Consider the following 20419-nt stretch of genomic DNA (forward strand, 5'->3'; position numbering starts at 1 on the left):
CCGTAGTCGCCGGGTGATCGCCGGTGGCTTCCGTCCGAGTCATGGCGCGGGGCGGCCCCACCTGTCGAGGGCCTCGGCGAGCTGCCCGATCTCCGCGGGACTGCTGTAGACGTGGGGGCTCGCCCGCAGCACCGGTGCGGTCAGCTCCGGCGCCCGCCCGGCCGGGATCGGGCTGGTCAGGATCCGGGCCTCGACGTACAGCGCCCGGCAGACCGCCGTCGCGTCGACGCCCGGCGGCGGACGCAGGGTCACGATGCCGGTGGGGGAGTCGGCCTCCTCACCGAGCCGCCAGCCGGCGACCCCGTCGAGGGCGCGGCGCGCGTGCCGGGCGAGGGCGGTGATCCGGTCCTGGACCGCGCCGAGGTCCTCGGCGAGCAGTTCGGCCAGCGCGGTGGCCAGCCCGATCCGGCTCGCCACCGCCGCCTCGCCGATCGCCATCCGGGACGGGCCCGGCAACGGCCTTGCGGGCGGCGCCGGACGGGCCCCCAGGTCGTGGGGGTGGGCCGAGTGGAGACTGGGCGCGCCGGGGCCGAGGCGGTCGACGACGTCCGGGCGCACCGCGCTGAAGCCGGCGCCGCGGGGACCGCACAGCCACTTGCGCGAGGTACCGACGTAGGCGGCCGCCCCGATGCCGGCGACCTCGACCTGGCCGAGCGACTGGGCCACGTCGAGGATCAGGTCGACGCCGGCGGCGGCGCAGCGGGCCGCCACCTCCGCCGCCGGCTGGACGACGCCGCGCTGGCTCGGGATGTGCGGGAACGTCACCAGGGCGAGGCCCTCGAGGCCCCCGGTACCGCCGGTACCGGCCGTCCGGTCGGGGCGGTCGGGGCGGTCGAGACGGTCGAGGTCGATGCGGCCCAGTGGGTCCACCGGGAGCTCGATCAGCTCCAGGCCGTCGCGGGCCGCGCGGGCCGCCAGCAGCAGCAGGTTCGATCCGTACTCCCCGGGCACGACGCCGACGCGGGATCCGGGGGGCAGCGGCCAGGCGGCCAGCAGCGCGGCGAAGCCGGTGCTGGCGGAATGCTGGAAGACCACGTCGTCGGCGGTGAGCCCGGGGCCCAGCAGCGTCGCGAGCCGGGCCCGCGCGCCGGTGAGGACCTCGGCGGCCTCCATCTCGGCGATGTAGGCCCCCACCAGGTTCTCCCGGCGCAGGTGGTCGGTCTGATCGGTGACGGTCGCGATGCTCGGCCGGGCGGCCGCGGCGGCGTCCAGGTGGACGACGCCCGCCCGCGCCCGCGCCGCGCGCCAGCGACGGCCGATCTCGGGTTCCGGAACGACGGTGCGCCCGCGGCTGGCGCGGGTCCGGTCGGCATCGAGGGCGGGAGTCGTCCTGCGGTGCGGTTCCATCGACTCAGCGTCGCAGCTGCCCCGCCGGCCCGGGGCCGGATCCGGCGGTAGCCGCCGGACGGGTGGTCTCTGGTGGGTGCTTTCTGGCCGGTGGGGGTCGTCCGGTGGGCGGTCCCGGGCGATGCTGGCAGGCTCGACGCGTGGACGCCGTACCCGCACCGGACGCCGCGGTGTTCCAGGGCCGGGTGCTCCCACCCGGCACACCCGGCACGTCCGGCACACCCGGGACATCCGGTCGGTCCGGCGCGCGCGATGGCGCGGTGCGGCGGCCCCGGGTCGCGGTCGTCGGTGCTGGAGCGGTGGGCGGGTACTTCGCCGCGCGGGCGGCCGAGGGCGGTGCCGAGGTGCTGCTCTGCGTGCGCGGCGGTGGCTTCGACCGCCTGCGCATCGTCCGGCCCGGCCCCGCCGGTACCGGGAGCGTCTCCGGCGGAGGCGGCACCGAGTTCCGGCTGCCGGTGGTTCTCGACCCCGCCGATCTCTGCGGGCCGGTGGACTGGATCGTGCTGGCGACGAAGGCGCATCAGACCCCGGCCGCGGTGGGCTGGCTGCGCGCCGGCCTGGGGGACGCAACCGCGGTGGTCGTCGCGCAGAACGGGGTCGAGCACGTCGAGCGGGTCAGCCCACCCGTCCCGCGCGAGGCCGTCCTGCCGGCGGTCGTGTACCTCAACGCCGAGCTGGAGCGCCCGGGGGTGGTCCGACACGTGGCCTACGGAGTCCTCCAGGTGCCCGACTGCCCGCTGGGTGAGCGCTTCGCCGGGGTGCTGCCGTCCGGCGACGTCCGGCTCGTCCCCGACTTCGCCACGGCCGCCTGGTCGAAGCTGCTCAGCAACAGCGCGGCGAACTCGCTGACGGCGCTCACGGGCCGCGGTCTCGAGGTGCTCGCCCGCCCGGACGTCGGTGAGCTCGCGCTGGCGGTCATGCGGGAGACCGCCGCGGTGGCCCGGGCCGCAGGCGCGCGCCTCGCCGTGGACGCGCCGGAGCGCACGCTGGCCCGGCTGCGTCACCAGCCGCCCGGCGCGGGGACGTCCATGCTGCGCGACCGGCTGGCGGGCCGCCCGCTGGAGCACGACGCGCTGCTGGGGGCGGTGGTCCGGACGGGTGAGCGGCTCGGGGTGCCCACGCCGACCTGCGCCGCGCTGCTCCCGGTGCTCGCCGCCCTCGGGACCGGCCCGTAGCCCGCCGCGGGAGCGGCGCCGGCGCCGGCGCCGGCCGCGGGACCGACGACGGCGCCGGGACGGGTCAGGACGCGCGTTCGGGGACCGCGTCGGCGACGATGTGCTCCGCGATCGCCAGCGACGCGGTCGCACCCGGGGACGGGGCGTTGCGCACGTGGACGACCCGCCCGCGCACGGCCAGGACGAAGTCGTCGACCAGGCTGCCGTCCCGGGCGACCGCCTGGGCCCGCACTCCCGCCGGGCCGCGCACGACGTCGCCGGTGCGCAGCTCGGGGACGTAGCGCCGGGCCTCGGCCACGAACGCGCGCTTGCTGGCGGTGCGCAGGATCTCCTTGGCGCCGGTGCGCCAGTGTGCCTTCGCCATCTTCTGGAAGCCCGGCCAGGACAGGGTCTGCCGCAGGTCGCCCCGGTCGAGGGTGCCCACCGTGTAGCCCTCGCGGGCAGTGGCCAGCACGGCGTTGGGGCCGACGAGGACCTCGCCGTCCACCCGCTTGGTCAGGTGAATGCCCAGGAACGGGTAGCGCGGATCGGGCACCGGGTAGATCAGGCCACGGACGAGGCCGCGCCGCTCGGGGCGCAGCAGCCAGTAGTCGCCGCGGAACGGGATGATCCGCGGCGAGCTGTCCTCCCCGGTGAGCGCGGCGACCTCGTCGGAGTGCAGGCCGGCGCACGAGACCAGCCGGTCGAACGGGCCGACCGACTCCGACACGACCCGGACCGTCCCGTTGTCGACCGCCGCGGTGTGGTGGTTCCCGTTCGGCGCCACCGGCGCCGTGCCGCGCACCCGCAGCCGCAGCCGGACGCCCGCCGGGCCGTCATCCACGCCGATCACCTCGGCGCCGGTGCGCACCGCGCCACCGGCGTCCACGATGTCCGCGCGCAGCGCCCGGGCGACGGCCGGGTAGTCCACGATCGCCGTGGTCGGGGAGTGCAGCGCGGCGACCCCGCGGGCGTGCGGCTCGATCGCGCGCAGCTCGGCGGCGTCGAGCATGCGGGTGCCGGGCACGCCGTTCGCGGTGGCCCGTCGCGCGATGTCGTCGAGCCGGCCCAGCTCGCTGTCGTCGACGGCCACGACGACCTTGCCGCACTCCTCGTAGCGGATGCCGCGGGCCTCGCAGTACTCGCGCAGCAGGCCGACGCCGCGGCGGCACAGCGTCGCCTTCAGCGAGCCCGGCTTGTAGTACAGGCCCGCGTGGACGACACCGCTGTTGCGCCCGGTCTGGTGCTGGGCGACGTCATCTTCCTTCTCGAACACGGTGACCGTCGATCCGGGCACGACCTGCCCGAGCCTGCGGGCCACCGCGAGCCCGAGGATCCCGCCGCCGATGACCGCGATCCGCTCCGCCACCCGTGCCCCGCCTTCACTCGTCGACCTGCGTCTCAGTATCCCGGTACACCGTCCGTGACCGGTGCCCGCCCGGCCGGCGGCCGCACCGACCGGTGTGGGCCCGGCCCGGCGGCGGGTGCCCCGATCAGCCGAAGAAGTGGCCCGGCGGATGCGCGCGGTCGGTGCGCGAGCGCGGCCGGCCGCGCAGCGCGTCGGTGAGCGTGCGCGCGGTGTTGACCAGCGGGACGTGGCTGAACGCCTGCGGGAAGTTGCCGGTCATCCGGCCCAGCCGCGGGTCGTACTCCTCGGCCAGCAGCCCGACGTCGTTGCGCAGCGCCAGCAGCCGCTCGAACAGCTCCTGCGCCTCGTGCACCCGCCCGGACAGCGCGTAGTTGTCCGCCAACCAGAAGGTGCAGGCCAGGAACGCGCCCTCCCCGGCCGGCAGGCCGTCGACGGCGCCGTCCTCGGCCGTCGGGTAGCGCATGACGAAGCCGTCCTCCATCAGCTCGCGCTCGATGGCGGCGACGGTGCCGACGACCCGCGGGTCGGTCGCCGGCAGGAAGCCGACGAGCGACATGTAGAGCAGGGCCGCGTCCAGCTCCTTCGAGCCGTAGAACTGGGTGAAGGTGTTGCGGTCGGAGTCGAACCCGCGGGCGCACACCTCGCGGTGGATCTCGTCGCGCAGCGCCGACCACCGCTCGACCGGGCCGGGCAGCCCGGACTCGACGATCCCCCGGACGGCCCGGTCGGCGGCCACCCAGGCCATCACCTTCGAGTGGACGAAGTGCCGGCGCGGCCCGCGGACCTCCCAGATGCCCTCGTCGGCCTTGCGCCACCCGGTCTCGAGGAAGTCCATGAGCTTGGTCTGCAGCTGCCAGGAGCCGTCCCGGCCGTCGTCCTCGGAGTGGATCCCGGTGAGGAACGGGTCGCGGGACGGGCCGGGACGCCGGTTCGCCACCGCGACCCGGGCCACGTGCAGGGCGTCGAGGACCTCCCCGTAGACGTCGAGCTGGAACTGGTCGACGGCGGCGTTGCCCACCCGGACGGGGGAGGAGTTCTCGTAGCCCGGCAGCCACGGGACCTCGTACTCGGGCAGCCGCCGCTCGCCGGCCACTCCGTACATGATCTGCACCCGGGACGGGTCGCCGGCCACGGCGCGCAGCAGCCACTCCCGCCAGGCCGTCGCCTCGCTGGTGAAGCCGGCGTCGAGCAGCGCCAGCAGGGTGATCGTGGCGTCGCGCAGCCAGCAGTAGCGGTAGTCCCAGTTGCGGACGCCGCCGATGTGCTCGGGCAGCGAGGTGGTGACCGCGGCGACGATGCCGCCCGTCGGGGCGTAGGTGAGCGCCTTCAGGGTGATCAGCGACCGGCGGACCGCCGGTTGCCACTGGCCGTCGTAGGTGCAGCCGGCCATCCAGTCCGACCACCACGCCTCGGTCTGCGAGATCATCCGCCGGACGTCCTGCGCGGCCGGCGCGGGCTCGTGCGAGGGCCGCCAGGTGAGCGAGAACGGGACGGACTGCCCGGCCGAGACGCTGAACTCGGCGTAGGTGGCCATGTCGTGCCCCTCCATCGGGGCGGTGGTCCACAGCGTCACCGAGTCGGGGCCGGCGATGGCGGCGACCGAGTGCTCGTCGAGCCGGCGCACCCACGGCACGATCGAGCCGTAGTCGAACCGGAAGCGGGTCTCCGACCGGAGCCGGACGGTGCCCTGCAGGCACTCCACCAGCCGCAGCACGACGTGCGCCCCCGCCCGGGGGAACATCGCGTCCACGATCCGAACGGTGCCCGACGCAGTGGTCATGTCGGTCTCGAGCACCAGGGTGTCGCCGCGGTAGCGGCGGCTCACCCCGATCACCGGCTCGACCGGCGCGATCTTCCAGTGCCCGGACTCGTTGTCCCCGAGCAGCGCGGCGAAGCAGGCCGGGGAGTCGAACCGAGGCAGGCACAGCCAGTCGATCGAGCCGTCACGGGAGACCAGTGCCGCCGAGTGGGTGTCTCCGATCAGCGCGTAATCCTCGATGAGGGATGGCACGTTCTCTCCTAGTTACCAGGGCCGGCTACCGTGCTGTGCCGCACAAGGTCGTTCACCTTACGGACCCGTCCGGCGGAATACGTTGAGGGTCCCGGTGTACGCCGCTCCGTGGCGCCCGCCGGACCAGATTTCGTGCCCCGCTGTGACAGGAATCGCCTGATGACGACGTCCGCGCCCCCGCACTGGATCCGCCAGACGATCGGGTACCTGACCGATCCGCGGCGCCGGACGGCGGTGGTCCTGGCCGGGCTGGCGACCGTCGGGCTGGTCGTGTTCGGCGTCTACGCGGTGATCGACGGCCCGCCGCCCAAGGTCGAGGCGGTGGTGTACTTCGATCCGGCCGCGACGACGGCGGAGAAGGAGGCGGTCCGCGCGGCCTGCCCCACCGTCGGGGGAGCGCTTCAGGAGCCGCGTGACACGAACAACCTCGCGACCAGCCGGGCCTACCCGCTGCGCTACGACATCTCGCAGGCCTCCTCGGCCGACAAGGCGGCGATCTACCGGTGCGTGCAGGGCCGGCCGAAGGTGATCGGCATCAGCGAGTTCACGCAGGGCCAGTAGTCCGCTCGGCGTGCTCACGTGCCTCGGCGTGCTCACGTGCCTCGTCGCGCTCGCGCTGCTCGATGAGCTCGGCCGGGGTCGGTAGCCCGGCCTCGCGGGCCTGCCGGGCCTGCCAGAGGCTCACGAACATGGTCGAGAGCACCACCAGCCCGGAGAAGATCAGGCTGCCGCCCGACCACGGCGACGACGCGGGCAATGTGTCGACGACGATCCAGGCGATGCCGGCGGCGATCATGCCGATGCCGAACACGATGGTGAACGCCGTCGAGAACGCGTTGGCGGCGGCCTGGTCGGCCAGGTCGGCGGCCTTCTGCCGGGCCTGCTCGAACCGGTGCCGGGCCCACTCGTACTCCAGGCTCAGGATGAAGAACCCGAGCGCGACCACCAGGAAACCGGGGCCGGGCAGCGCGAGCATCGCCACGCCGAGGCCGAGCACCGCCACTCCCAGGATCGTGAGGGCGACCCGCCGGGCCAGCCGTGCGCTTCGATTGAGCACGATGCCGTCTTCCCGGCCCGCGATCGGGCCTGCGTCGTGGGCCCGCGGGGCGGGGCCGGTCTCGGACCGCGGCCTCCGCACGTGCAACGGCTCGCCGCGCGAACGTCGTTCCCAGTTCGAACGACGTTCCCACCAGCCGCCGCGTGAATCCGCCGCCCATCTGCAGTCTGCGTCACCTCGTGGCCTCGCGGGTGGTCTCCGGGCTGTCGACATCACGTCACCGGCCGGTCGGGGACGTGGGCCGGCGGTGCCGGTCCCGCCGGTTGGGCGGATGCCCGGATCGGACGGACCAGGGCCGATCGGTCCCTGGCGGGCTACTGTGGCGATCAGAAGCGGGACCGGCGGCGGGCCCGGCGGGCGGCGGGGGCGCGTCAGTGCCCGACCGGGTGTCCCAGGCCCGGCCGGCGTCCTCCCGGAACGACGCGTCAGCGCTGACGGAGGCTCAGGAAGAAGTGGATGTCGAGGAGACCCCGCTGCCCGGGATCGGGCTGCGGCACGACTTCAGCACCCGCTCGGGCCGCCGGCTCGGAGTGGTGAGCCGCCACGACGGACGTCGTGACCTGGTCATCTACGACGCGGAGGATCCGGACGCATCCCGCGAGTCGATCACACTCACGCCGGAGGAGGGGGACGTGCTCTCCGAGCTGCTCGGCGCTCCGCACATCGTGGAGAAGCTCGCCGACATCTCGCGTGCGTTCGCCGGGCTGGTCGGTGAGCAGATCGAGTTGACCGCGGGTTCCCCGTACGCGGACCGCACGCTCGGCGACACCCAGGCGCGTACCCGCACCGGCGCGTCGATCGTCGCCGTCGTCCGGGACCATCAGGTCCTCGCCTCGCCGCGTCCGGACTTCCAGTTCCACCCCGGGGACGTCGTGGTCGTCGTCGGCACCCCGGAGAACACCGCCGCCGTCGCCCAGCTGCTGCGCGCGGGCTGACGGGGAACGGGCGACCGACGACACGTGCACGACACGGCGACGACGTTCCTCGAGCTTGGTGCCGTCCTGTTCGTCCTGGGGGTGCTCGGCCACTTCGCGTTGCGGGTCGGTATCTCACCGATCCCGCTGTACCTCATCGGTGGTCTCGCCTTCGGGCATGGCGGCATCCTGCCGCTGGGTGCCAGCGAGGACTTCATCGAGATCGGCGCCGAGATCGGTGTCATCCTCCTGCTGCTGACGCTCGGCCTGGAGTACACCGCCGAGGAACTCCTGCACGGCCTGCGAAAACAGGCGCCTGCCGGGGTGCTCGACCTGACCCTGAACGCCGCGCCCGGTGTGGTGGCCGCGTTCGTGCTCGGCTGGGGGCCGCTGGCCGCCGTGGTCATGGGTGGCGTCACCGCGATCTCCTCGTCCGGGATCATCGCCAAGGTCCTGGGGGATCTGGGCCGCATCGGTAACCGGGAGACCCCGGTCGTGCTGTCGGTGCTGGTGCTCGAGGACCTCGCGATGGCCGTCTACCTGCCGGTGGTCACCGCGCTGCTGGCCCATCACACCGTCGCCCGGGGCTCGCTGACCGTCGCGGTGGCGCTGGGCGCCCTGGTCGCCGTCCTGTACGTCGCGCTGCGGCACAGCGACAAGGTCACCCTGCTGGTCTTCAGCCCGAACTCGGACCGCAACGACGAGGTCCTGCTGCTGCGGTCGCTGGGGCTGACGCTGCTCGTCGCCGGCGTCGCCCAGCGGATGCAGGTCTCCGCCGCGGTCGGCGCGTTCCTGGTCGGTATCGCGCTGTCCGGGCCGGTCGCGGAGGGCGCGCACGAGGTGCTCATGCCGCTGCGCGACCTGTTCGCCGCCGTGTTCTTCGTGTTCTTCGGCCTGCAGACCGACCCGGTCGAGATCCCGCCCGTGCTGCTCGCCGCGTCCCTGCTCGCACTCGCCGGGGTGGCGACGAAGGTCGCGACCGGATGGTGGGCCGCGCGCCGCGCCGGTATCGCGACGATGGGCCGCTACCGCGCCGGCGCCGCGCTCGTCGCCCGCGGTGAGTTCTCGATCGTCATCGCCGGGCTGGCGGTCGCCGCCGGGGTGAACCCCCAGCTCGGCCCGCTGGCCGCGTGCTACGTCCTGCTGATGGCGGTGCTCGGCCCGCTGGCGGCGCGGTTCGTCGAGCCGGTGGTGCGCACGGTCCGCCGCTGGTCACAGGCCCGCAGGTCACCGGACCACGCCCCCGCGCGCGGCGCGTGACCGCCCTGGCGCGGGGCCGGGTGACCCGCGGCCGGGCGGCGGCGCGCGAATCCCGGCCGGGCTGCCGGGATTCACCCGGCGATGTTTGGCAGGATGACGCTCCATGACCGGACTTCTCGAAGGCAAGCGCGTTCTCGTCACCGGCGTCCTGACCGAGGCGTCCATCGCGTTCAGTGTTGCCCGCATCGCCCAGGAGCAGGGTGCCTCCGTGGTGCTCACCGGGTTCGGCCGCGGTCTGTCCCTCACCCGTCGGATCGCGCGCCGCCTGCCCACCGAGCCGCCGGTCGTCGAGCTCGACGTGACCGACGAGGAGCATCTCGCCGAGCTCTCCGGGAAGGTCCTCGAGCATGTCGACGGCCTCGACGGGGTGATGCACGCGATCGGGTTCGCGCCGGAGTCGGTGCTCGGCGGCAAGCCGTTCGTGGAGGCGGCCTGGTCGGAGGTCGGCACCGCGCTCCAGGTCTCCACCTGGTCGCTCGCGTCCCTGACCCGCGCGACCATGCCGCTGTTCGGCGAGCGGGCCAGCATCGTCGGCCTGGACTTCGACGCCTCGGTCGCCTGGCCGTCCTACGACTGGATGGGGGTCGCCAAGGCCGGGCTCGCCTCCGCCGCCCGCTACCTGGCCCGGGACCTCGGCCCGAACGGGGTGCGGGTGAACCTGGTCGCGGCCGGCCCGCTGCGCACGATGGCGGCCAAGAGCATCCCCGGCTTCAGCAAGTTCGAGGAGGTCTGGGGCACCCGGGCACCGCTCGGCTGGGACATCGCGGACACCACCCCCGCGGCCCGCGCGTGCGTCGCCCTCCTCTCGGACTGGTTCCCCGCGACGACAGGCGAGATCGTGCACGTGGACGGCGGCTTCCACGCGGTCGGCGCCTGACCCGCCCGCCCTTTCTCGGGGGTCTCGCCGTTTCCGGGGTGGATTTCGGGGTCTGGGCTCCGGAAAGGGCGAGGAGGCCAGGAAAGGGCGAGCGGGGGTGCGGGGGTCGGGCGCGTCAGGGGGCAGCGTCGTCTCAGGGGGCGGTGTGGCGGGCGGCGGCGGAGGCGGTGCCCAGCCAGGTGTGCGGGTTGCCCTCCCAGCACCAGCCCAGCTTCGGCGCCCGGCCCGAGATCCACATCGCCGGCACGCGGCGGTCGCCCCGGCGTGATCCGGACAGCATGAAGCAGTTGTTCTTCTCCAGTGCCTCGGGGAAGTGGGTGACCACCGCGATCCCCTCGTGGATCGTCAGCGGCGAGCGCCCGCGCTCGAGGATGGGGGGCAGCGCGTCCGCGGGACGGATGCCGCGGAACTCCTCCCCGCGTTCGACGTCGGTGAGCAGGTACACACCCGTGTGCGGCACGTTCAGCTCCGGCAGCGGCCGGTAGGGCGCGAGGCCGTCCTCGCCGTGGTTGCGGTCGACGGTCCCGGTGTCGGGGCGCCCGGCGAGCGTGAGCAGTGGCACGATCTCCTCCGCCCGGACGAGCTCCCCCGACACGACCAGGACGAAGGGCATCCACGACCGGGTCGCGGGTCGGAACGGGGCGGGCCCGGCGGTGTGGGCGACCGCCCGCAGCGGCTCGCAGAGCGCCTCGAACTCGGCGGGGGACATGCCCGCCAGCGCGGGGTACCCCAACCGCACCAGGCCGGCTACCTGCCTGTTGAACGCCTGGTCGAGTGGATCGGCCCAGCCACCGGTCCCTTCCGTGATCGGGTCGACCCCGTCGGTTCGCACGGCGGTGCTCAACGTCGCGGTGCGGCTCGGCATGCGGCATCCCCTCGGCTTTCGGTGGGTGGGGTCGGTGGGTTCGGTGGTGCGCGACCCCGTTCCCCGGCACCGATCCCGGCGCCGGATCTTCGGACGTCCCACCCTCAACGCCGAGCGTTCCCAAGGGGTTCCGGATGCTGTCGGGACGGGCTGGCCGGGTCGAGCCAGTCGATCCGGGTGTCTCCACCGACGGCTGACCCGCCCCGGCTCGGTCCCGCCCCGGCTCAGTACGCCGCGGCCTCGTCGATCAGGTCGAGCGCGGCTCCGACGATGGTCGCGGTGTCCACCGGGGCACCGGCGTTCGCGGCGGCCGGACCACCGGGGGAACGGGGATCGGCCGCCGCGTTCGGGTCCTGCCCGGTCGGGACCGGTGTGGCCGAGCCGAGCGTCGTCACGTGCCCGCCGTGCACACCGGCGAGGAAGCCCAGCGCCCGCGGGTCCCCGTCCACCACGGTCAGCAGCGGGCCGCGGCGGTTGGGCGGGAACAGCTCCCCGAGGACGGTGTCGTCGCCGTCGGCGACTCCGCGCCGGGCCTGCAGCGCGTCGAAGAGCAGGTCCGGGGAGGTCACGCAGACCACGCCGATCTCCCGGCGCAGCCCGGCACTCAGCTCGTCGGCGGCCCGCAGCACCTCCGGCATGACGGCGCCCATCCCGACCAGGGTGAGCGGCGCGGACGGCTCGCCCGGGCGCAGCCGGTACCCGCCGGCCAGCACCGCCGCGCGCCGCCGCCACCAGCCGGCGGCGTCGCCGGGCAGGCCGGCCAGCCGCTGGTCGACGGGCCGCGCGCTCAGCCGGATCACGCTCGACGCGCCGTCGGCGCGCCCGAGCCGGCGCAGCGCCTCGAGCACGCACCAGATCAGGTCCTGCGTGAAGGCGGGCTCCCAGCAGGCGATGCCCGGGACGCCGATCGCGCCGTGGCGCCACCCGCCCGGCCGGGCCGGGTCGACTCTGGTGTCCGCCACGGCCAGCAGGGAGCGTCCGTCGGCCGCCCCGCCGGCGGCCCAGCCGGGCAGCACCCGGGTGACCGACATCTCGTCGCTGACCCCGATCGGCAGCAACGGAAGACCCAGCCGGCTCCAGGCGACGCCGAGCGAGGCCAGCACCCCAGCGAACGCGCCGGCGGACAGGCCGCCGGCCACGTGCCGCCCGCCACCGGGTTCCGGCTCCGGCTCCGGCTGTCCCGCCGGCCCAGGCCGCCCTGCCTGTTCCGCCGGACCGGCCGGACCGGCGGCTCCTGGCGGAGCCGCTGCTTCTGGTGAAGCCGCCAGCTCGGGTGAGCGGGCACCGCCGCGGGCCGCCTCGATCCACCCGGTGAGCACCCGGTCGGCCTCGCGGGTCGAGATCGTCACGACGGCCGCCGCGGCCTCCGGGGCGAGTACGGGCAGGTCCCGCAGGGTGGCGCCGAAGATCTCCTGCGTCGACCGCCAGCCGGTCGGCGGGCGCCCGGCGTCGACCGGCACCGCCGGGACCGCGCCGAGCGACTGCGGGGCGCGGTCCAGATAGGCCGCCACGTGCCGGGAGAGCCGGCCCGCCGGCGACGCCACGGACAGGGCCCCGGTCGGCCGCCCGGGCACCGCCGGCACCAGCGTCGTCGCGCCGACCACCGCGGTCGAGGGCGGTAACGCCGGCGCGGCGGCCGGCGGCTCGTGCGGCTCCGGCGGCTCCGGCGGCTCCGGCGAGCCCGGCCGGGCGGGGGTGGGCAGCGGGCCGGTGTAGGCGAACAGGACGGTCGGGCGCCCGGCCTCGACCTCGTCGAACGCGTCGATGATCAGTGCGAGGTCGTGGCCGCCCAGATCGCGCAGCGCGTCGTGGAGCTGCTCGTCGCTCAGCCCGTCGAGCAGCCGGTCGACCCCGGCCCCGGAAGCGCCCGGGCCGGCGAGCCGGCGCCGGAGCTCGGTCCCGTCCAGCCGGAGCAGGGCGAGGTACTCGGCGGGTGACATCGCGTCCAGCCGGGCCCGCAGCGCGGCGCCACCCGGGGCCCGGAACAGGGCGGCGAGCCGGCGGCCGTAGCGGAGGGTCAGCACCTGCCAGCCGGCGGCCTCGAACATCCGCGCCGCCCGGGCCGGGCCGCCGATGCCGCCGGGCGGACCGCCCGGGCCGGGAGCCGTCGGAGTCCCCGGCGCGCCGGAGTCGGCCGGCGCGCCGCCGGTCACCAGGACCACCCAGAACAGTTCGCCCAGGTGGGAGACCCGCTCGTCGGTCACGGCCTCCCAGACCGCGGAGTCCCGCAGCTCCGCGAAGTCGATCAGGCAGATCTGGCGGCCGGTCGGGGCGCGGTCGAACCGCTCGCCCGCGAATCGGCTGGCCAGCGCCGACCAGATGGTCCCGTTCGGTCCGACGTTGCCGGCCCCGGTCGCGCGCGGCGGCCGCCGGGTGGCCGGCCCCGCCGCGACGGCGCCGTCCACCCGGTCGAGGTCCCGCGGCCGGTCGTCGTCGAGCGCGGACCGCAGGACCTGGTGGACGGCTCCCAGCAGCGGGCCGGCGTGCGGGGTGGCGGAGACCCGGTCCTCGGCCCGCAGCGTGTCGAACCACAGCGCCGCGGCGATCGTGGACGCGGCCTCGCTCATGGCCAGGTCGGCGGCCGCCCCGCGCGGGCCACGGGCGCCGGTCGCGACGGCGTGGTCGACCCCCGCCGCCGCGAGCTCGCGCAGCCGGGTCTCCACGGCGGCCAGCGCCCCGAGGTCGAGCACGCCACCGGGCGGCCCGGGAACAATCTCGGCGGGCCGTCCCGCGACCTGCGAATCGCCGCCGACCCGTTCCACGCCGGCACCCCCCGCCTCGCCCCCACCACCGTGGCCGCCCGTGTCGCCCGTGTCGCCCGTGTCGCCGGGACCCGACCCGCCGGCGGTTGTGTCGCGGCCGGTGTCGGCGCGGCCGGGGGCACGCTCGTCGCCGTCGGCGGGACGGTCGTGGCCCGGCGCGCCGTCGTCCGGCGACGCCTCGGGTGGCCTGGCGGGATCGATCGTCAGGTCGTCCCGGCGGCCGTGACCGTGGGCGTGGCCGTGCGTGTACTCCCCGGCCCGGATGTCCGTCCTGCGCAACCCCCGCCTCCGTCCCATCGCCTCGACGACCTACCTGGAGTCCAGACGTGCGGCCGGGTCGGAATGTTGTGCCAGTTCCTCGACTCGCCGCATGATCACGTCATCCGGAGCGTCCACCTCGATGAACTTGACCCTCCCGATCGAGCGGATCAGGGTCACGTCGGACCGGCGGACACCCAGGGCCTGCGCGAGGGCGCGCAGCGCCGCCTCGTTCGCCCGGCCCTCGACGGCCGGCTCCCGTACGCGCACGACCAGCAGCCGGCCGTGGGTCGGGTCGGACGTCGCCGGCCCCACGGCCGTCCGGTCGGCGGCGGGACGCACCCGGATCGCTACGCGCACCCGTCCATCGTCCCCGACGGGCCGGCGGCGCGGGGCGGGGAGTGTCCCGGGTGGCCTGGGCTCGTGCCACCCGGCGGGCCGCTACGATCCCGGCCATGGTCGAGAACGAAGGTCGAGTCGCACTGGTGACCGGTGGCAACCGTGGGATCGGCGCCGCGTGCGCGGCGGCCCTCGCGGCGTCGGGCGACCGGGTGGCCGTGGCCAGCCGCGGTGGCGAGGCGCCCGACGGGATGCTCGGGGTGCGGATGGACGTCACCAGCGCGGACAGCGTCGACAAGGCGTTCGGCGAGGTCGAGGCCGCGCTCGGCCCGGTCGAGATCGTCGTGTCCAACGCCGGCATCGTGCGCGACACGCTGATGCTCATGATGTCGGAGGACTCGTTCCGCGACGTCGTCGACACCAACCTGCTCGGGGCGTACCGGGTGGCGAAGCGCGCGTCGCGCTCGATGATCCGGCGCCGCAACGGTCGGCTGATCTTCATCTCGTCGGTGGTGGGGCTCTCCGGCGGTCCGGGGCAGTCGAACTACGCCGCGTCCAAGGCGGGCCTGGTCGGTTTCGCCCGGTCGCTGGCACGTGAGCTCGGCGGCCGGGGGATCACCTCGAACGTGATCGCCCCGGGGCCGATCCGCACCGACATGACGGACGCCCTCACCGACGCCCAGCGTGAGTTCCTCGTCGCTGCCACCCCCGCCGGACGGATGGGCGACCCCGCGGAGGTCGCCGCGGCCGTGGTCTTCCTCGCATCGCCGGGCGCCGCCTACGTCAACGGCGCGGTCATCCCGGTCGACGGCGGCGCCGGCATGGGCCACTGAGGGCCGATCCGGGCCGCGACGGGCTACCCGCGGGCCCGGCCCGTCGGGTGGGGGCCAGGGCCCCGACCCGGCGATCCGTGGAATGAGGCGCTCGGCGTGCGGCGTTGCAGCCGTGAGATGACAATGACCGGTGGTGCCACCCATCGCACCCGCCGCCCCCGTCCGCCCCGCGCGCCCGCGTCCGCGGTGGCGACGCGCCCGGGCGGCCCACGGGTCGACGGGGCGGGTGCCGATGGGCCACGGTGGGAGCGGACGGGTCGCCGCCCCGGCGCCCGTCTCCCAGCGCGGCGCGCCGGGGCGCCGCGAGGGCCGGGTGGAGGTGGCGCCGTGAGCATGATCAGGGTTGAGCCGCGCGGAGGCCGTGGCTACGAGGTCGAGGTGGCCGAGGAGACCGCCCCCGGGGCGCACGGCCTGACGTTCTCCTACCTCGTCCGGGTGGACGACGAGGTCGTGAGCGCGCTGGAGCTGGATCCCGACGACGACGCGGCGCTGGCGGCCCTGGTCCGCGAGTCGTTCGCCTTCCTGCTCACCCGTGAGCCGGCGGGCGAGATCCTGCGGTCGTTCGACCTCTCGACGATCTCCCGCTACTTCCCGACCTATCTGGACGGGATCCGCGCCCGGGTGCCGCGCTGACGCCACGGACTCCACGGCCACGGACTCCGCGGCCGGGGAAGGGCGCCACGCCCCGGAACGTATGGAAGGGGACGAGACCGTGCATACGGACGCCGCGGCCCACAGCCGCGGAATCGATGTGGACGCGCTGCTGCTCGTCTCCTTCGGCGGTCCGGAGGGGCCGCAGGACGTCCTGCCGTTCCTGCGCAACGTGACCCGGGGCCGCCGCGTGCCCGAGGCGCGCCTCGCCGAGGTCGCGGCGCACTACGACCGCTTCGGTGGTCGCAGCCCGATCAACGACCAGAACCGGGCGCTGCTCGCCGCGCTGCGGGAACGGCTGGCCCCGATGCCCGTGTACTGGGGCAACCGGAACTGGCAGCCGTACCTCGCCGACGCCGTCGCGCGCATGCGGGCCGACGGCGTGCGCCGCGCGGCGTGCTTCGTGACGTCCGCGTTCGCCTCCTACTCGGGGTGCCGGCAGTACCGGGAGGACCTGGCGGCGGCCCTGGAACAGGTGGGTCCGGGCGCCCCCGACCTGGTGAAGCTGCGACTGTTCTTCGACCACCCGGGATTCGTCGAGCCGATGGTCGACCACTGCGCGCGGGCGCTCGCGTCGCTGCCGGCAGCGGTGCGCGACGAGGCCCGGCTGGTGTTCACCGCCCACGCGCTGCCCCGCTCCCAGGCGGCGGCGAGCGGGCCGGACGGCGGCGCCTACGAGCGTCAGCTCCGCGCGGTCGCCGGCGTGATCGCGGAGCGCGTCGCCGCGCGCGCCGGCACCCGGCACGAGTGGCAGGTCGCCTACTGCAGCCGCAGCGGCCCGCCGAGCGTGCCCTGGCTCGAACCGGACGTCAACGACGCCCTGGCGGCGCTCGCGGACGACGGCGCGCGCGCCGCGGTGATCGTGCCGGTCGGTTTCGTCAGCGACCACATGGAGGTCGTCTACGATCTCGACGTCGAGGCGGTGCGCACCGCCTCGGAACGCGGCCTGGCGGTCGCCCGGGCGGGTACCGTCGGCACGGATCCACGCTTCGTCGCCATGGTGGCCGATCTGGTCGCCGAGCGGCGTTCCCCCGAGTGGGAGCGGCCCGCGCTGAGCGGCGAGGGGCCGTCGCACGACGTCTGCCCGCTGCACTGCTGTGATCCGGGCGCTCGGCGCCCGGCCGCCGCCGGTGTCCCGGCGGATCTGTGCGCGCACGGCCCGGCACGTTCCGGCGTGCCGGCGTCACCGCCGGGCCGGCCCGTGAACGCGGAGCGCCGCCGGGATGGTGAACCGCGCAACGAAGCGACGATACTGGTGGATGAGCGGGCAGGTACGTCGCGGTCCGACTCTCACCCCGCAGGCGAATAAGACGGAGCGATCCGAGACATGCAGCGATTTGTGTTCGACCCGCCGGAGCGGTTCGTGGTCGGAACCGTCGGGCAGCCCGGTGACCGTGTGTTCTTCCTCCAGGCGGCGGCTCGTGGTCAACTCGTCACGGTGGGTCTGGAGAAGACCGAGGTGACGGCGCTCGCCGAAGGCCTGACGGCCCTGCTCGGCCAGGTGGGCCAGACCCAGGGGATCACCCTGCCGGCCGCCACCGACGTCGAGGTCGACCTCGCCCCCCTGGACGCCCCGTTCGAGGAGGACTTCCACCTCGGCCAGCTGACGGTGTCCTGGGACGGCCAGCGGGTGTTCGTCGAGGCCGCCGGCCTCTCCTCGGGCGAGCCGCGGGTCTCCGAGAGCGAGAGCGACGTCGACTCGCTGCGCGTCGGCCTCTCGATCGAGCAGACCAAGGCCTTCATCGAACGGGCCCGCAGCATCGTGGCCGCCGGTCGCCCCCCGTGCGTGCTCTGCGGCCGGCCCGACGGCCCGTCCGGCCACTTCTGCCCGCGCCTGAACTGAGCCGGCGCCGGCGGCCTGCCGGGCTACCGGCCCGTCGGGCTGCCGGGCCTCCAGACCGTCGGGCTGCCGGGCCTTCGAGGGATGACGGCGGTCCCCACCACGGAGGGCCGCCTCGGTCGTCGATCGTCAGGCCAGCCCCAGACCGCCATCTACCGGACAAAATTCCTGTCGTGGCAGGCGGCCTGCTCGTCCTTTGCTTTCCTTCTCGCCCTTTCGGACAAGAATCCACGGACATCGACCCCCGAAACGGCGAGGAAGAAACCAAACGGCGAGCTGGCCGCCCGCTGAGTCCCGCGGTCGTTCGGCGGGCGGCCTGCGGCCGTTCGCTGGGCGTCCGGCGGGCGTCCGGCGGGTTGTCGCCCGGCATCAACGGTCCGCCTGGCGGTTGACGACGGTGTCGTGGGAGCGGTCGCCGGCCCACGGATCGCCCGTGAGCTGCCCGGGTCGGATGGCAGCCTCGCCGCGGCCGACACAACCATGATCGAGCAGACCTTCGGGACCTGGTGCCGAGGCAGAACGGTGCAGGGAGTCCTGCTGGACCCGACGGGACACGCCCGCCGCTGCCACCCGGGGGCACCGCTCTCCCGCAGCCGGGGGAGATGATCGTCTCACCCGCGCTGGCCGGGTTCCTCGCCGGCCGGGACGGGCCGCGGTTCGCGCCCCGGCTGCCCTACCGCCAGGTGGGGACGATCAGCGAGGCGGGTCTCCAGGGTCCGCGCGAGCTGTACTTCTACACGGGCGTCGAGCTCGACGCCGAGCTCGAAGCCGGCGGCCCGGCGCGCTGCCCGGCGCTGCGCCGGGCCGTCGCCGAGCCGCCGGGCGTGGCGCGGCGGGTCGGTGCCGGCCGCCGGAGGTTGTGGTGGCGCCTCCCGGTCCTCGCCGCCGGGGTCGCTTCGCTGCGCACGCTTCCGGAGGGGCTCGGCTGGTCCGGTGGATCGCGCGACGACGTCCAGCTCGTCGCGGGCGCCGTGCTGACGCTGCTGGGTGTCGCGGCCCTGACGCCGTGGCTGGTGGAGAAGGTGGTTCGACGGCTGCCCGGCGGACCGCTCGGCTGGACGTTCGCCGTTCGCCGTTCGCCGGCTCCAGCTCGGTGGCGGCGTCACGGTGCGGACCGTGGCCGCGGTGTCGTCCACCATCGCCGGCGTGGTCGCGCTGCTGATGCTCTTCTCGGCCGCGGATCGGGAGTACCTGGCCGGCGTCGACCCGGCCCGCGACCGTGATCCGCTGGCGGTCGAGGTACCCGCCACCGCCGCGACCGCGGACGGGCTCACGCGGGTGTTGTCCGCCGCCCACGGGGTCCGCTCCGTCCATGCGTACTCGACGTCCAGCGTGTCCTGGGGGCAGTCGGTCGGTGGGGATCAGGCGTTTGACTGGGGGCGTTCACATCGCTGATCGTCGGTGACTGCCCGACGCTGAAAGAGCTGCTCGTCGTCACGGACTGCGCGGACGGGGACGTCTTCGCGGCGCCCGCCACGACGAGGTCCGTCGTCGGTGTCGACCAGCTCACCGAGCCGGATCTCATGGCCCGCACGGGCGCGGTCCGCTGATTCCCGGGCCCGGGGTGATTGTGACCATCGCCGCCCCCGGAGATCCACGCTGGACCGTTCCCGCCACCATGAGGGTGGCGACCCGTCCGTTCCGGGGCGCTTCTCGGGACCGCGGACAGCCTGCTCGTCACCCCGGGGGCCCTGGCGGGCGACCTCCGGCCCGCGTCGACGGTGACCGGCATCGTCCGGATCGACCTGGCTGACCCGGACGCCGCGGACAACGTGGGCAACGCGATCGCGGGCGTCACCCCGTTGCGGTCGCCGTCCGGGGCGCTGTCTGGCGATGATCCGGGGTACGAGTCGATCCGGACCGCCATGGACCTCGCGATCGTCGCGTTGTTCGGTGCGGTCGGGACCGGCCTGGGCCTGGGGGCCGCCCTGCTCCGGGTGGCCGGCGCGGCGCCGACCGTGCCCTGGACGAACATCGCGGTGGTCTGCGCGACGGCGTTCGGCGTTGTTCTCGGCACGACGGCGGCCAGCCTCCCGGCGCTGGGCCGGCTCATGCGGCCCGGCGGCCTGCGCGTCGGGTGACCCGCGCGCGGATGATCAGTGGCTGGCGTAGGCCGGGTCGAAGGCGTCGTAGGCGGCCTCGTAGGCCCGCCGGACGGCGGCGGACAGTCCGCGCAGCGCCGCCGAACGGCGGCTCACCTCGGTCGCGGTGACCGCGGCGCCGTCGTCGCGGGCGGCGAGCTCCAGCAGCTCGGCGAGCCGCTCGGCGCGGGCCAGCAGGGCGTGCGCGTTCGGGGGGTAGCCCGGCCCCAGCCCGGGGCCGGGCTCGGGCTCGCCGCGGTCGCGCAGCAGGGCCAGCACCTCCGGTCGGGCGCTGGCGATGTCGAGGTCCACCAGCGCCGCCGTGGTCTGCCTGATCGCGACCGACAGCTCGTGGTCGGCGGTGCGCAGCCCGGCGGGTGGCGGCGGAACCCGGCCGGCCCGCAGCACCCGCCAGTGCACGGACTCCAGGCCGCCCTCGACGGCCGGGCCGTGCACGATCACGGTCGGGACGAGGACGAGCGGGGGCGCGGGCCCGATCACCACCAGCGCCTCGCCGGCGGTGAGCGCGTCCCTGTTCACGTCGGGCGGACCCGGCAGGCCGCTCACGTCACCGGGCACCGGGAGGACCAGGCGCATCCGTTCGGCTCCGGCGCGGCGCAACGCTCCGAGGCCGAGCACCAGGGGCTCGTCACCGACGGTGTGCGGCGCACTGCCGCCCAGCGCCTCGTGCACCTGGGTGATGACGTCGTCGAGGCCGACGAGTCCGGCCAGCCAGGCGTTGCCCCAGCCGGCGAGGACGCCGGAGCGCGGGGAAGCGGGCAGGTCGGCAAGCACATGCCT

21 protein-coding genes are annotated in these 20419 nt (G+C 75.1%); 12 read left to right on the forward strand and 9 right to left on the reverse strand.

Going from position 1 to position 20419, the window contains the following annotated elements; translation table 11 throughout:
- Positions 1-39: 39 nt before the first annotated feature.
- The gene (locus tag B056_RS0114755; RefSeq protein ID WP_018502634.1) at positions 40-1347 is read right to left on the reverse strand and encodes an aminotransferase class V-fold PLP-dependent enzyme; all 1308 of its coding nucleotides are present in this window, start codon (positions 1345-1347) and stop codon (positions 40-42) included.
- Between the two features lie 140 nt (positions 1348-1487).
- Here B056_RS0114755 and B056_RS0114760 point away from each other — a divergent pair, with 140 nt between their 5' ends.
- Positions 1488-2522 (forward strand): 2-dehydropantoate 2-reductase, encoded by a 1035-nt coding sequence (locus B056_RS0114760; protein WP_018502635.1) that lies wholly within the window; start codon positions 1488-1490, stop codon positions 2520-2522.
- Positions 2523-2586: 64 nt separating this feature from the next.
- Here the strand turns inward: B056_RS0114760 and B056_RS0114765 are convergent, their stop codons facing one another.
- Both B056_RS0114765 and B056_RS0114770 read right to left on the reverse strand, forming a co-directional pair.
- Complete coding sequence (locus B056_RS0114765; protein WP_018502636.1) at positions 2587-3870, reverse strand: L-2-hydroxyglutarate oxidase; 1284 nt, start codon at positions 3868-3870, stop codon at positions 2587-2589.
- 124 nt (positions 3871-3994) lie between these two features.
- Positions 3995-5881 (reverse strand): glycoside hydrolase family 15 protein, encoded by a 1887-nt coding sequence (locus B056_RS0114770; RefSeq protein ID WP_018502637.1) that lies wholly within the window; start codon positions 5879-5881, stop codon positions 3995-3997.
- Positions 5882-6040: 159 nt separating this feature from the next.
- On the opposite strand from B056_RS0114770, the gene B056_RS0114775 reads away from it, so the two are divergent.
- Positions 6041-6442 (forward strand): hypothetical protein, encoded by a 402-nt coding sequence (locus B056_RS0114775; RefSeq protein ID WP_018502638.1) that lies wholly within the window; start codon positions 6041-6043, stop codon positions 6440-6442.
- Here B056_RS0114775 and B056_RS0114780 read toward each other — a convergent pair.
- Positions 6426-6938 (reverse strand): PGPGW domain-containing protein, encoded by a 513-nt coding sequence (locus B056_RS0114780; protein ID WP_035751546.1) that lies wholly within the window; start codon positions 6936-6938, stop codon positions 6426-6428. The genes B056_RS0114775 and B056_RS0114780 overlap by 17 nt on opposite strands.
- A 452-nt stretch (positions 6939-7390) precedes the next feature.
- On the opposite strand from B056_RS0114780, the gene B056_RS0114785 reads away from it, so the two are divergent.
- The 3 genes from B056_RS0114785 (at position 7391) to fabI (ending at position 9989) form a co-directional block, all read left to right on the forward strand.
- A complete protein-coding gene (locus tag B056_RS0114785) occupies positions 7391-7873 on the forward strand; it encodes a cation:proton antiporter regulatory subunit (RefSeq protein ID WP_018502640.1) in 483 nt (160 codons plus the stop codon).
- Positions 7874-7897: 24 nt separating this feature from the next.
- Entirely contained in the window at positions 7898-9112 is a 1215-nt protein-coding gene (locus tag B056_RS0114790; protein ID WP_018502641.1) for a cation:proton antiporter, read from the forward strand.
- Between the two features lie 103 nt (positions 9113-9215).
- Positions 9216-9989 carry an enoyl-ACP reductase FabI gene (fabI, locus tag B056_RS0114795; RefSeq protein WP_018502642.1) on the forward strand — a complete coding sequence of 258 codons (774 nt, stop codon included), beginning with the start codon at positions 9216-9218 and terminating at the stop codon, positions 9987-9989.
- Between the two features lie 133 nt (positions 9990-10122).
- Here the strand turns inward: fabI and B056_RS0114800 are convergent, their stop codons facing one another.
- The 3 genes from B056_RS0114800 to B056_RS0114810 all read right to left on the reverse strand — a co-directional run bounded on the left by B056_RS0114800 (position 10123) and on the right by B056_RS0114810 (position 14234).
- Positions 10123-10854: a DUF5701 family protein gene (locus tag B056_RS0114800; RefSeq protein WP_018502643.1), complete on the reverse strand. Its 732-nt coding sequence runs from the start codon at positions 10852-10854 to the stop codon at positions 10123-10125.
- A gap of 224 nt (positions 10855-11078) precedes the next feature.
- Positions 11079-13913, reverse strand: coding sequence for a thiamine pyrophosphate-dependent enzyme (locus B056_RS36555; RefSeq protein WP_026239719.1), 2835 nt, complete (start codon positions 13911-13913; stop codon positions 11079-11081).
- A 12-nt stretch (positions 13914-13925) separates the two neighbouring features.
- On the reverse strand, positions 13926-14234 hold the full coding sequence (locus B056_RS0114810; RefSeq protein WP_020572502.1) for a DUF167 domain-containing protein: 309 nt from the start codon (positions 14232-14234) through the stop codon (positions 13926-13928).
- A gap of 95 nt (positions 14235-14329) precedes the next feature.
- Between B056_RS0114810 and fabG the strand changes: the two genes are divergently transcribed.
- From fabG to B056_RS44400, 5 genes are all read left to right on the forward strand, one after another.
- The gene (gene fabG / locus B056_RS0114815) at positions 14330-15046 is read left to right on the forward strand and encodes a 3-oxoacyl-ACP reductase FabG (protein WP_026239720.1); all 717 of its coding nucleotides are present in this window, start codon (positions 14330-14332) and stop codon (positions 15044-15046) included.
- Between the two features lie 327 nt (positions 15047-15373).
- On the forward strand, positions 15374-15679 hold the full coding sequence (locus B056_RS0114820) for a hypothetical protein (RefSeq protein WP_018502647.1): 306 nt from the start codon (positions 15374-15376) through the stop codon (positions 15677-15679).
- Positions 15680-15740: 61 nt separating this feature from the next.
- On the forward strand, positions 15741-17006 hold the full coding sequence (locus tag B056_RS0114825; RefSeq protein ID WP_018502648.1) for a ferrochelatase: 1266 nt from the start codon (positions 15741-15743) through the stop codon (positions 17004-17006).
- Between the two features lie 18 nt (positions 17007-17024).
- On the forward strand, positions 17025-17540 hold the full coding sequence (locus tag B056_RS0114830) for a DUF3090 family protein (protein WP_026239721.1): 516 nt from the start codon (positions 17025-17027) through the stop codon (positions 17538-17540).
- 399 nt (positions 17541-17939) lie between these two features.
- Positions 17940-18143, forward strand: coding sequence for a hypothetical protein (locus B056_RS44400; RefSeq protein ID WP_154677040.1), 204 nt, complete (start codon positions 17940-17942; stop codon positions 18141-18143).
- A 5-nt stretch (positions 18144-18148) separates the two neighbouring features.
- Here the strand turns inward: B056_RS44400 and B056_RS0114835 are convergent, their stop codons facing one another.
- Entirely contained in the window at positions 18149-18676 is a 528-nt protein-coding gene (locus B056_RS0114835; protein WP_018502650.1) for a hypothetical protein, read from the reverse strand.
- Between B056_RS0114835 and B056_RS0114840 the strand changes: the two genes are divergently transcribed.
- Both B056_RS0114840 and B056_RS0114845 read left to right on the forward strand, forming a co-directional pair.
- The gene (locus B056_RS0114840; RefSeq protein WP_230202998.1) at positions 18663-18932 is read left to right on the forward strand and encodes a hypothetical protein; all 270 of its coding nucleotides are present in this window, start codon (positions 18663-18665) and stop codon (positions 18930-18932) included. The genes B056_RS0114835 and B056_RS0114840 overlap by 14 nt on opposite strands.
- Before the next feature lie 326 nt (positions 18933-19258).
- Positions 19259-19618 (forward strand): hypothetical protein, encoded by a 360-nt coding sequence (locus tag B056_RS0114845; RefSeq protein ID WP_018502652.1) that lies wholly within the window; start codon positions 19259-19261, stop codon positions 19616-19618.
- Between the two features lie 15 nt (positions 19619-19633).
- Here the strand turns inward: B056_RS0114845 and B056_RS0114850 are convergent, their stop codons facing one another.
- Positions 19634-20413, reverse strand: a complete 780-nt coding sequence (locus tag B056_RS0114850) for a hypothetical protein (RefSeq protein WP_018502653.1) — start codon at positions 20411-20413, stop codon at positions 19634-19636.
- Positions 20414-20419 lie beyond the last annotated feature (6 nt).

The sequence above is a fragment of the Parafrankia discariae genome (assembly GCF_000373365.1).
Lineage (GTDB): Bacteria > Actinomycetota > Actinomycetes > Frankiales > Frankiaceae > Parafrankia > Parafrankia discariae.